The organism is Paenibacillus sp. UNC451MF (genome assembly GCF_000686845.1).
Taxonomy (GTDB): domain Bacteria; phylum Bacillota; class Bacilli; order Paenibacillales; family NBRC-103111; genus Paenibacillus_S.
Window position 1 is genome coordinate 1 of the sequence record NZ_JMLS01000053.1, and the last position, 11,917, is coordinate 11,917.

Annotated in this window: 13 protein-coding genes and 1 riboswitch; of the genes, 4 read left to right on the forward strand and 9 right to left on the reverse strand. The window is 47.7% G+C overall.

What is annotated here, in order from left to right; all coding sequences use genetic code 11:
• From BP97_RS0130210 to cobJ, 3 genes are all read right to left on the reverse strand, one after another.
• Positions 1 to 380: precorrin-6A/cobalt-precorrin-6A reductase (locus tag BP97_RS0130210; RefSeq protein ID WP_028552457.1), on the reverse strand; the 380-nt coding region annotated here is incomplete at its 3' end.
• 35 nt (positions 381 to 415) lie between these two features.
• On the reverse strand, positions 416 to 1,465 hold the full coding sequence (locus tag BP97_RS0130215; RefSeq protein ID WP_028552448.1) for a sirohydrochlorin chelatase: 1,050 nt from the start codon (positions 1,463 to 1,465) through the stop codon (positions 416 to 418).
• Positions 1,466 to 1,494: 29 nt separating this feature from the next.
• On the reverse strand, positions 1,495 to 3,279 hold the full coding sequence (gene cobJ / locus BP97_RS0130220) for a precorrin-3B C(17)-methyltransferase (protein WP_028552449.1): 1,785 nt from the start codon (positions 3,277 to 3,279) through the stop codon (positions 1,495 to 1,497).
• Between the two features lie 225 nt (positions 3,280 to 3,504).
• A riboswitch (cobalamin riboswitch) is annotated at positions 3,505 to 3,730 on the reverse strand.
• A 242-nt stretch (positions 3,731 to 3,972) separates the two neighbouring features.
• Between cobJ and BP97_RS0130225 the strand changes: the two genes are divergently transcribed.
• The gene (locus BP97_RS0130225) at positions 3,973 to 4,341 is read left to right on the forward strand and encodes a helix-turn-helix domain-containing protein (protein ID WP_028552450.1); all 369 of its coding nucleotides are present in this window, start codon (positions 3,973 to 3,975) and stop codon (positions 4,339 to 4,341) included.
• Positions 4,342 to 4,362: 21 nt separating this feature from the next.
• Here the strand turns inward: BP97_RS0130225 and BP97_RS0130230 are convergent, their stop codons facing one another.
• The 3 genes from BP97_RS0130230 to BP97_RS40435 form a co-directional block, all read right to left on the reverse strand.
• Positions 4,363 to 4,557 (reverse strand): hypothetical protein, encoded by a 195-nt coding sequence (locus BP97_RS0130230; protein ID WP_028552451.1) that lies wholly within the window; start codon positions 4,555 to 4,557, stop codon positions 4,363 to 4,365.
• A 180-nt stretch (positions 4,558 to 4,737) separates the two neighbouring features.
• Positions 4,738 to 5,763 (reverse strand): NAD-dependent epimerase/dehydratase family protein, encoded by a 1,026-nt coding sequence (locus BP97_RS37940; RefSeq protein ID WP_051621061.1) that lies wholly within the window; start codon positions 5,761 to 5,763, stop codon positions 4,738 to 4,740.
• A 404-nt stretch (positions 5,764 to 6,167) separates the two neighbouring features.
• On the reverse strand, positions 6,168 to 6,314 hold the full coding sequence (locus BP97_RS40435) for a hypothetical protein (RefSeq protein ID WP_156043420.1): 147 nt from the start codon (positions 6,312 to 6,314) through the stop codon (positions 6,168 to 6,170).
• Positions 6,315 to 6,582: 268 nt separating this feature from the next.
• Between BP97_RS40435 and BP97_RS0130250 the strand changes: the two genes are divergently transcribed.
• Entirely contained in the window at positions 6,583 to 7,347 is a 765-nt protein-coding gene (locus BP97_RS0130250) for a metallophosphoesterase (protein ID WP_051621062.1), read from the forward strand.
• Positions 7,348 to 7,497: 150 nt separating this feature from the next.
• Here the strand turns inward: BP97_RS0130250 and BP97_RS0130255 are convergent, their stop codons facing one another.
• Positions 7,498 to 7,947: a hypothetical protein gene (locus BP97_RS0130255; protein WP_028552453.1), complete on the reverse strand. Its 450-nt coding sequence runs from the start codon at positions 7,945 to 7,947 to the stop codon at positions 7,498 to 7,500.
• Between the two features lie 286 nt (positions 7,948 to 8,233).
• Between BP97_RS0130255 and BP97_RS0130260 the strand changes: the two genes are divergently transcribed.
• Complete coding sequence (locus BP97_RS0130260; protein WP_028552454.1) at positions 8,234 to 8,608, forward strand: helix-turn-helix domain-containing protein; 375 nt, start codon at positions 8,234 to 8,236, stop codon at positions 8,606 to 8,608.
• Between the two features lie 119 nt (positions 8,609 to 8,727).
• Here the strand turns inward: BP97_RS0130260 and BP97_RS0130265 are convergent, their stop codons facing one another.
• A complete protein-coding gene (locus tag BP97_RS0130265; protein ID WP_028552455.1) occupies positions 8,728 to 9,885 on the reverse strand; it encodes an asparaginase in 1,158 nt (385 codons plus the stop codon).
• A 312-nt stretch (positions 9,886 to 10,197) separates the two neighbouring features.
• On the opposite strand from BP97_RS0130265, the gene BP97_RS37945 reads away from it, so the two are divergent.
• Positions 10,198 to 11,520 carry an alginate lyase family protein gene (locus tag BP97_RS37945; RefSeq protein ID WP_197035565.1) on the forward strand — a complete coding sequence of 441 codons (1,323 nt, stop codon included), beginning with the start codon at positions 10,198 to 10,200 and terminating at the stop codon, positions 11,518 to 11,520.
• Between the two features lie 79 nt (positions 11,521 to 11,599).
• On the opposite strand, the gene BP97_RS0130275 is transcribed toward BP97_RS37945, so the two are convergent.
• A complete protein-coding gene (locus BP97_RS0130275) occupies positions 11,600 to 11,911 on the reverse strand; it encodes a DUF2325 domain-containing protein (protein WP_028552456.1) in 312 nt (103 codons plus the stop codon).
• Positions 11,912 to 11,917: the final 6 nt, after the last annotated feature.

Genomic DNA, 11,917 nt, shown 5'->3' on the forward strand with positions numbered 1-11,917 from the left:
CCCTGCCGCTCTGCAGCCAGCTCCGCCGCCTGCTCATAGTCATCCGCGAAGGTGATAAGCGGGTTCTGATCGATTGCGATCCGCCCCCGTTCATAGCGGATATAAGGCACGCCGGCTTCCTGCGAAGCCGCTATAGCGTTCTTCGACGCCTCCTCCGCGAACGGATGCGTCGCATCGACGATAGTACGAATTCCGCGCTCCTGCACCAAGGCAACCAATGCCTCAGCCGTAAGCCTTCCGGTCAATACGGGGAGGCCTGCATCCTCCATTGACTTGGCCGCACTGTCCGTGACGACGGTCGTCAACAACGAATAGCCCGACTCCCGAATGTTTACTGCAAGCTCTCGCGCATCACTCGTTCCTGCCATAACCAATATCATGATTTGCGCCTCCTTCTAATGGGATGATCGTTAGCTTAATCCCCTATGGAACGGGAAGCTTTCCCGCTCTTCACGACCTGCTTGTCATCGTGATCATGATGGTGGTGGTCGTGGTCATGATCGTGGTCATGTTCATGTTTGTGATCATGATGGTCGTGGTTATGTTCATGATTATGTACATGCTGATGATCGTGATCGTGGTGATGGTGGTGATCGTGCCCATGATGATGGTGGTGGTGATCGTCATCATCGTGATGATGGTGATGATCAATATGCTCCATAGCCGCCAATCGGTATTGGCACATATCGCAGTTCATCTTGGTCTCGCCCTGTACGGCCTCCAACGCCCGCTCTCGTAAAATAAGCTGCAAATTCGGATGGAACCCGAAATAATCTGCCAATATAAACTGCTGCTCAGGATATTTCTCCGAAAACTGAAGAAGCATCTGCTCCATCCTCTTCATCAATACGCCTGTAAATAAGAAATAAGGCAGGATTACGATTTTACGCGCTCCGAGCTTGATACAGCGTTCTATGCCTTCATCAACCAATGGAGCCGTAACCCCGATAAAGGCTGTTTCCACCCATTTCACTTTCAGCTTTTCCCAGAACAGCCGAGAGATTTTAAATAAATCGCTGTTAGCATCGGCATCGCTGCTGCCTCGTCCTACGACAAGCACGGCCGTTTGCTCCAGCTCTGATTCTGCAGCCGTCCCGCTACCCGTACCAGCCGCTTCCAATCTGGATGCAAGAATGTCCAGTACCTGCTCGTGTACTCCAATCGGTCGTCCATAATTGAAACGAACGGATGGATACCGCAGCTTCGCTTCGTCGATCGCAGCAGGAATATGAATTTTCGCATGCCCCGCCGAAAATAATGTGATAGGCACTACCGCAATCTGTGTAGCCCCCTGCTGTACACACTGCTCAATGCCTTGTGCAATTGTAGGCCGTTCAAATTCCAAAAAACAGGTTTCCACTATCGGCTGGTCCATCTTTGAAGCAATGGAACGGACGAATTCCCGTACCTCCTCATTGCCTTCCGCATCCTTACTGCCGTGGCCGACAAACAAAACAGCATTCATCATTGTACCCTCCCTATCTTCTTTTAAGCTTAATCTCCGCAAACCGCATCTTCAATTTTGAAAACAGGCAGCTCTTGGTGCTTATAACCTTCAATTTCTTTTATTCGCTTAAAAAATTTATGAAATCGCTCATTCGGATGTCCTTCCGAAATATACCGCTGCACTATCCGTTCTATCGTTTCCACTAGTCGATCCGGTTCAATGCCTTCCGCAACCGGCTGCCCAGGATGAGCATTACGTCCTACCGTCTTGCCGCCCAGGAACAAATCAAACTTCTCCTTGCGGTATACGATGCCAATATCTTCATGCACGGCCCCGTAGCAAGCCATTCCGCAGCCGTTCAAGCCGATTCGCAGCTCCTTCGGCACATTGATTCCTCCGATACGCTTCTGCAGCTCCTCCGCATACGGAATCGCATCCGCTTTCTCCGCATTGCAAAAATCGCACGCCTTCAACTGCGCCACATCTCCGATCGGTGCCAGCAAGAAGCCTTCCTGCCGCAGCTTCGATGTGATTTCATCCGGATTGGACGTTGGCACCCGTACAATCATTTGGTGATGGGGCGTATATTCCATCGACCCTTTATCGCCGACAACCTCGGCTAACGTAAGCATCTGTTTGGCGGTAAAGCGCTTCTCCGCCACACCCGGACTTACGGCCAGCTCAAAGATCGCCTGCTGTCGAAACAACCCTGCCGTTACTGGCGCTCCGCTCGACTCCGTGACCACACCTCGGCTAAGATCGGAAAGCTTCAATGCCTCCATTGCCAGCATAAACGGCGATCCTGCACCAACACTGCTGCTCGGCTCTTCACGTTCCGCCACACTCACGGCACTGACGGCCAGAGCCGTGCCACTCACGCCTCCGCCCACAGGCACTGACTCAAGCTGCGTCCCTGCCGCCTGCTCCGATCCCCTTCTTGCATCCGAGAGGTCATCGTCTTCCCAAGCCCAGTCCTCGTCGTCGGCATCCGCTTCCTCGTCCCACTGCTGCAGCGCCCAAGGCTCTGCCGCTTCCTGCAGCCGCTGATGCGGCTTGAGCGGCTGCACGTCGGCGCCTAGCGTGTACTTGCGCTGATACCCGCGCGGTGTAATCATCAGTCCATCGTAGATCGTTGTCGACGCATTGCCGATAATAACCGTGGTCAGCATGCCGATCTCATGATCCAGCATGTCGCGCAGGTTTGTCAGCACCACATGCTGACGGTCACGATAAGCGCTTTTCACAATACCGACCGGCGTTTCCGGAGAACGATACTTTAACAATATGCGCTGGGTCTCCACAATTTGCCGGGTTCGTCTCCCACTGCGCGGATTGTACAGCGCAATAACAAAATCGGCCTGCGCAGCCGCCTCAACCCGCTTGGCAATTAACTCCCATGGGGTCAGATGGTCACTTAGGCTGATCGTACACGCATCATGCATAACTGGAGCGCCGAGCAGTGAAGCCGAAGAGTTAATCGCCGAAATACCTGGGATAATCTCGACTTCAACGCCTCCGTTGCGGCGCCAGCCTTTCTCCATTAGAACCTCGTACACTAGTCCCGCCATCCCGTATACGCCCGCGTCGCCACTTGAAATAACCGCTACCTTTTTCCCAGCCTCCGCTTGACGCACAGCCTCCTGAGCACGACTCACTTCCTCCGTCATTCCCGTCCGCACGATTTCCTGATCGGTCAACAGTCCCCGGATGAGATCCACATACGTGTTGTAGCCGATAATGACTTCACTTTCCTCAATGGCTTCCCGTGCCCGTTTCGTAATATGCTCAAAGCTTCCCGGTCCGAAGCCGATGATCAACAGTTTGCCCGCCATTCGCCGCACATCCTTTCCTTCCTATATAAATAATGGTTATTTTAGCTACCCATGCTTGATTCATTATTTCTAAGCAACACAAAAAGAGCATTCCTACAGAAAGTGTTAGAAATGCTCTTACAGCCCGCGCTCTCAACGATATCCAATGGCACTGCGCTAGCATATGCCATCTTCCATTCAATAAGTAAGCCGATCTCTAACACCTCCCTAAATCCACGTAGGTCAACAGTGTTTTGAAATTAGGCAGGTCTCCTGACTTGGAGCTTCGTCATCCGATTACCTTCCCAGGACACACTACGTTGTCCCAGTGGCAATTATATCGGCATAACAAGCCTTTCTTATACAGAAAGGCACTCTTTACAGTGGCGGGTCCGTGCCGGTTTTACACCGGCTTCCCTTTTAAGCCGAATGAAGCCTAACTTCATCCAGCACCTATTTCATTCCGTATTTGATTGTCCAGTGCCATCATATCACCCGAAGCGAAGATTTGTCTATAACTGCGTGGCTCTCTTGCCGCATTGTAAGGCAGTTATACCTTCAGTCCTTTATGGGTCGAAGTTCTCATTTTTGCTGCATACCCTTTGAAATAAAACAGGTACTTACGAACAGTTTAGCCAACTATATAGCTTGCTTGGTGAGCAGGAAGATATAAAAGACAGCCGATTTATAACAGCAAAGGTGGAAGGATGCTCTATGAGATACGGGCAGCGAATAGCCAAACTGCGGAGCAAAGGGTACATGACCCAGGAAGAGCTTGCGTATAAAGTGGGGATAACCCGTTCCGCTCTTTCCCATTATGAGAATAATAGAAGAGAACCGGATTACGAAACGATCCAAAAAATTGCCGATATCTTCGGAGTATCGATAGATTATTTGATGGGCCGCACGGAAAATCCAGGCAGCCATATGGACTACACAGATGAATTTATTAACTATCTTGAGCTTTCGGACGAAGCGATTATGGACAAATTCATACTGACCATCGACGGAAGAGAACTGACGTACGAGGAATCTCAAAGCTTCATCGCCTTTATCCGATCGGAGCGTTCTCTCCCTACCTAGGACCCAATGGATGAAGTACGGCTACTTGCTGTACTCCATCATGCCCATTTCCCTATATAAATAAGAATACAGCGGTTTATCGATATCCATGTATTGGGACTTGATCGGTTCGTTAACCGCTGTTTGAAGAGCTAGCCATTGTTGATACTTTTCCTTGGGGATATCGAGTTGATTTAGGATGGTCGCGATATCCACGCTTTTCTTCATTTCTTCCATTTGCAACCCACACTCCATCTCGTCTCATAGACTTTCAATGTCTAGTATTATATCGGAGATGTTCAAAAAAAGGTGTCGCTTACTGGGAGTCTTTTCGTTAAAAACACCGATCATTTTGTCGAATAAGCTATTATAAATAAATCTTTAGTAAGGGGTTCAAATCTCACCTAATCCGCACTTTTAGGAGGTGGTTTGCAGCCTGCGTGCCGCCTTCTTCACTGCCATACGGCGAATCAGTATGCTGGTAGGAATCGGTTCCGGAGTGATTTCCTTCACCCCATTGATCTTATCCATAAACCTCTGATACATAAAATCCCCAATAAGCTGAGTCAAGCCCTCGCGCAAATGAATTTTCGGTTTCCAGCCCCAATCCTTCTCTGCTTTTTGGTAGGAAACGCAAACGTGCAGGTGATCCTCCGGACGGGCCGTTACGAAAACCGGCTTTATTTTTTGATTCGTCATCTCATTCATGGTATCAAACAAATCAAGTATGGACGTAGCCTTTCCCGTTCCTATGTTATAGGTATCACTGCTGCCAAGGCTTAGCGCTTCGACATTAGCGGCTGCTACATCCGACACATAAACAAAATCTCTGCATTGAAGTCCTTTGCTGTGGATGACAGGCCTCTCCCCGCTAACATACGTTTCCATGAATGCCGAAATAACGCCTCCGCTGCCATATCGTTTTTGCCGGCACCCATACACATTCGCATACCTTAGGATCGTATAGTTGAGTCCGTATAGCGCTCCGTACAGCTTAATGTATTCTTCAGGCGCCAGCTTGGACATTCCCGTGGTGGATAGCGGAGCGCAAGGAGCCGTCTCATCAACCGGACTAGGCTCGGAGCTTCCGTATACTTCAGCAGACGATCCGTAAACCAGCTTTTTAATGGAAAACTCTTTGCATAGGTCCAATAAATATATCAATCCCCGCAAATTAGGACTTAATCCCCGAACGACCATCGCTTCATTCAAATCCGTTTTTTCCGCCAAGTGAATGCAATAGTCCGGCTTCTCCAGCTCAAAAATGTCTCTCAGCTCTGTACTGGCCACATCCATTCGATACAGCTTGCAATCCGGATGGAGATTCGTCTCCCGTCCTGTACTCAAATTATCGACAACAACCACTTCCAAGCCTGCTTGAATAGCGCAATCCACCGTATGGGACCCTATAAAGCCTGCGCCACCTGTAATTAGTACTTTCATCCTTATCCCTCCAAAGTATGGTTTACTCGTTCTGTGACCCTTAAGGCGATTTCCTGAAGTCCTATATCAGTGATGCGACTATATACATAGTGCAGTCGAATATTGATACATTTTGTATCAATATAAACAAAAAAGGGCCTCCAGTCAAGAGGTCCTAGATAAGTTCATTGAAAATAATTGTCGTCAGCGACTTTAGTATGAAAAGCTGCCGTCATTCATCATCCCCATAAATGCATGAAAAAGAGCTTTGCATCCCGGTACGGATGGGAATGTATGGACAATGCTCGACCAGGGAAGGATCGCTTGGGGCTGCTGCGAAGCTCGGGATTGGTCTGGTCTGTACAAGAGGATGGCAGGGAGTTGTATGTAAAAAGAGAGGTATCATCTAAGGATATAAGGGGCTTTTAGCAGGAAGAACCAGGAGTTGGGGGCTGCGTACCGGGACCATGAGTACCGAATGACGCGAGCTTGCTCGCATCAATGTTCAACTGCGCCAAGATTCTCAATACATCCACGTTCTTCTTCTCCTGCTGCGTGTTGCTGCTGCTCATTATATAGCACTCCTTCTCTACTCCATATGGTTATGGCTCTTTCTATGACAGTAAATAGCTTCCTTATCCACTGTATGATACGTTATGTATCTTGTCAAAGGAGATTGTGTCGAATTCCATAAAAAAATGTTTACTTAAATATATTTTTATATGACTAAACTGAACTGGCCTAAGTTATCGTCCATAGCATGTACATCTCAACTTAAACATACACTTTTATTAAGTTTTGTTGTACGATGATCCATATCGGCTCAAGGGGGAAACCGTATTGCTGTACGCTGCTGCCTTCATCCTTATTCTCGGACTAGTGTATGCTCTGTTCATATTACCAACCCAATGGCTAAAAGTAGAGCGAATCCGGCATCCCATTGGTGTCAATAGAACTATACTTCAGATTAGCGATATGCATGTTGAGCGACTGCGCATTTCCCCATCGGCATTATCGAAGCTGATTATTCGCGAAAGACCCGATTACATTTTCATTACGGGTGACTTCACCAAACAGGAGTCCTGCCTGCTTCGCTTGGACAGCTATTTGCAAATGCTAGAAAGACATCAAATTCCTACATACGCCGTACTTGGTAACCACGATTACCAACAGCGCAAGGTAACCCGTCTTATCCGGCTCATCCGGTATCGTGGCATAACATTACTCCGCAATGAATCCATTCGCCTGCCCGAGTTTCATTTGGTAGGCATTGACGATCATCACACTGGTAGAAGCAACACCCATCAGTCGTTTCGTATGACCGATACTCAAGCACCACGCGTCATCATTACACACGATCCTAACGTGGTATTAAAAATCCGCCATCACTACGATTACTTAATGGCCGGTCATCTGCACGGCAAGCAGTTCGGCATTCCCTACTTTTATAAGCTGAGACCTATGGGCGAACTCCCTGCCAAAGGCATTTATAAAGGGCTCCATCAACACGACTATGGAACATATTATATTTCCAAAGGAATAGGCCAAACCGGTATCAACATTCGGTTTCTGGTGAGAAGCGAGGTGACGATACATCATTTGTAACCGCCTGCAATCCTCTTTAAAACAAGCTTGAAAGCTTGATACTATTTGTATCACCACTCTCGCATCAACACCTTGCGCCAGTTAATAGAACCAAATCACGACAAGCTCAACAAGCAAGGAGCGGAAAAGTCGGTTTCTAGAAGCAGTGACCTAGGTTTGAAAATAATGGTTCGGGATACAATGGTCGTAGGAGTAAAAAGAAGAGTAGCTCGCAAGGGCTCTATTCGTTACGAAATGAGATTCCCCCATGATGTGGTTAATTGTTGAAAGAAATAACGCTCTTTCCATGCTATCCATTTCATGTTCGACCTCATAATGGTAGTCGGACCCAGTATACTTCCTTTTAATCCGGTTTCCTCGAAAATGAATGAGAGTATCAGCAAGCAGCAGTTTAAATGTCAACGTCATTTGCCTCGTAACAGGCAACAGCAGCGGAGAGGTGAAGTGAATTTCCCGTGAGTCCAGATTTGTTACATGTACAAGCGCATAGTTCGTTTGGACTGGTCTACCATCCACTTTGCTAATAGAGAATCGGCATTCCATGGAACCCAGTACATTCCTCAAAACAATTTGCTTGCTTTCGTTTTGTTTTTCGTTCACATGGCATCTTCCCAACCTTCGGTTTTTTGGGTAAAATAAACGTATTGCGATACATTTTGTACTTTAAAACATAAAGCGGCTGAACCTCATCAAGGCTTGATCATCACTGAGCCTAACCTTATTTAGTCTAGTAAATGGAATATATTATCATTAACATACGATACATTTTGTATCAATGTCAATAGGACCGTAAGCCTTTCAACGGCCTGCTAACAACATGCGTGATTATAAGCATTAAAAATACCGAATCCATCAACTATGGTCGTATTAACTGGAGGTATATGATATGAAATACGGGGAGCGGATCGCATCACTTCGAGAAAAACATTCCCTGACCCAAGAGGGGCTTTCCACCAAGCTCGGCATAACCAGAGCTTCTCTATCACACTATGAGAACAACCGGAGAGAGCCGGATTATGACACCATCGCGAGTATAGCCAATCTATTTAATGTATCTATCGATTACTTGATAGGAAGGACAGATGATCCTCACCGCGTCCTCGATGAAGACGTGCGTGAGTTTGTCGATGCCCTCGAGCTCTCCAATGAAAAGATTATGGAGAAGTTCGCACTGACAATCGATGGAGAGAAGCTTACACCTGAAGAAGCCAGACGGTTCATTGCTTTCGTAAGAGCCGAGAGGTCCATTAATAACGGCTGAGCTTAAGCTTTCGATTCGTCCGTTACGCGCAATGTATGTGTAGCCATTCGCTCCTTAGCAGCTCTAACGAAAAAGATCACCCCGCCATTCATACGACGGAGTGATCTTTTTTTGGGGTCTTATTTGCTTGTTAGATCGACTTGAGGAGCGCCATACTTATCAAACCAGCCCTTAACCGTATCGAAGTCTTTGGAGAAAGCCAAGCTAACCAGCAGCATGATGCGCGCGTGTTGAGGGTTCAGATTATCCCCCGCAATAACTCCCTTGCTTCCGGAGTAAATGCTTCCGGAACCAGTACGGGTTGTCGTCACGAACATAACGCCCTTCTCCTCAATCGCCTTTTGGCGGGCTTCACTCATCGCCTTGGAAATACCACCAGCACCGGTACCTGCCGTTACAATACCTTCAGCGCCACCGTCAACAAATCCCTGAATCGCTTCTCCTCCTGCCCCTTGATAGGATACAGCGATCTCTACCTTAGGCAAATCCTCCTTCTTAATTTTGGTCAAATCAAATGGAGTCGCCCATTCGTCCACCGGCTTGAAGCTCCTTGCCGGAGCTCGGTAAATACGGATATTGCTCTCGTCAATAAACCCGAACATGCCAAGCTGAGGCGATTCGAAAGTATCCGTGCGGTAGTCGTTCGTTTTCGTTACTTCCCTTGCCGCGTGGATCGTGTCATTCAACATAAGCACCGTTCCAAAGTATTTGGTTTTTCCACTGCCCGCAAGTTTAATCGCATTATATAAGTTTGCCTGGGCATCGCTGCCGATTACAGTCCAAGGTCTCATCGAGCCGGTTACAACGACCGGTTTAGGACTTTGTACCGTTAGATCAAGGAAATACGCGATTTCCTCCATTGTATCCGTCCCAGTAGTCACAACCACACCGTCTTGTTCCTTCAGTGCTTCATCGACTTGCAGGGATAAGTCATACAAATCCTGCATGGAGTATGCTGATGAGCCCGAGTTGCCGAACTGGGAGGTCGTGACCTCCGCTATTTTATCTTTATTCGGTAAGGCATCGACCATATCCTGAATCAGAAGAGTACCTGCCTTGTAGTTTTGGAAGCTCGTTTCGTCTTGCGACTTGCCTGATATAGTACCGCCGGTACCGATAACCTTCACTTTGGGAAGCGCAGCGGCTGGCGCTTGCACATTCTCTGCTGCCAGCACTTTAGAGGCTAAAGGAACTACAGAAACAGGAGATAACAGCGAGGATAGCAGCAATCCCGAGGTTAAACATACTTTGAGCATGACTGAGCTGGATTTGAGCATCATAGTGAATTCCTCCCACAAGTTAGTATTATGTAATGTTACATTACACATATGTAACGTTCATGAGAGTAATCATAATTTCATGTTATATATTTTGACAAACACTGAACATAGCCGATAAACCGCATACATGTCTCTTTTATAAGCTGAGAACCGTTTTTTTCAGCGGTATGCTCTTTTTTACATTTCGATCTACAAAACTGAAATTAAAACAAATAAAAGTGTATCCGCGCCATGTTGTTTCCAAATCGTTCCCTTATAATGGAATAGTACAAATTGACGAAGGGAACGTGCCTGATGGGACGCAAATTCATGATCGCCATAATGTCCGGAGTCACTCTGGCCGCAACTGCACTTCCAGGCTGCTCATCTCAACCGGACACAAGCTCGCAACCCAAGCCGGCAGCTGCTGTACAAAGCAGCCCTCCCGCTTCTCCGCCTGCTACGGCGACAAAAGTGGAGACCACACAGAAGGAGACAATCGAACTGGATACCCTCATTATGAATGCCTCCGTCTTAAAGGATATTCGGAGCAAAGTGAAATCCAATAATGCTGCCGAGTTTCAAGCAGCTATTAGCCAACTGCGCAGAGAAGCGGATGCGGCCTTGAAGACAGGACCCTTTTCCGTTGTGAATAAACAAAGCACTCCTCCAAGCGGCAATAAACACGACTACATGAGCATGGCGCCTTACTGGTGGCCTGATCCCGCCAAACCTGATGGCAAGCCTTACATCCAGAAGGACGGGCAAACGAATCCCGAACGGGGAACAAACAAATACGATGCAACAAGCCTCGGCAACATGGCATCCTCCGTAGAGACATTGGCGCTCGCCTATTACTTGACGGGCAATGAGCCTTACGGTGAACGCGCGGCGAAGCTGCTGCGCACCTGGTTTCTAGATGCAGAGACCAAGATGAACCCGAACATGAATTTTGGACAAAGCGTGCCCGGACGGACCGATGGACGCAAGGAGGGCGTTCTCGATTCGCGGCATTTTTTGACGACCTCCGATGCGGTAGCCCTGCTGGCAGGCTCTCCAAATTGGTCGCAGAACGATACGGCAGCTTACAAAAGCTGGGTCAAGGAATATGTAGGATGGCTGAAGGTAAACAAACTGGCCTTAGAGGAAAAGGCAGCCAAAAACAATCACGGCACATGGTATGACGCAATTTATACGGGGCTTATGATATTTAGCGGAGATAAGGATGCTGCGGCAGCCTATTTGCGCGAGACGTTACCCAAACGAGTGGCTGGACAAATTCAGCCGGACGGCAGCATGCCCTTGGAAATGAGTAGAACCCGTTCCTTTCACTACCCTGTATTTAACCTGGAAGCCTTCTCTATGCTTGCCATTTACGGGAGTAAAGTCGGGTTCGATGCTTGGAATTATGCAACAACGGATGGTAAGAGTATTCATCAGGCGTATCAATTTTTGGTGCCTTATTTTAACGGAAAACCATGGGAGCGTGAACAAATTAAAGCGGAGAATGAATCCGAATTCGCTTCCTATTTACGAGAAGCGGCTGTTGTGTACAAAGATAAAACGTATGCAGAAGCAGCAGACAAGACACTCGGAGCCTCCAAGAACAGTTCACGGACGAACTTTATCGCTCCTAAGCCGAATCTTCAATAAACCATCGTTTCAACTACATGTCCAAGATCGGACCCGCAAAGGGCCTGCTTGGGCTTTTAGTATGGAAAATAACGATGCCCTACTGCTTGGTTTTCATCATCTCGCAAACATGCTCGCAGGAGCATAATGCTTTTTGTACGGAGCACCAGGATCTTTTGGCATAATAGATCGGAAGCTCTTGGTCTTTGGCTTGCTGCTTGATGACCTTAGTCAGGTTATGATTGATATAATCGGTGAGCACAAGCACTGCATCGACTTTATCTGGAATTCCTTTGCGAACCATCTGGCATTTACGGCCAGACATATGCATAACTTCATCAAATCCGATATGGGCAAGCTGCTCAGGCATGTTCCCCAAATGATCTGCACCTACTACTAATATGGACGCCATTGGCTT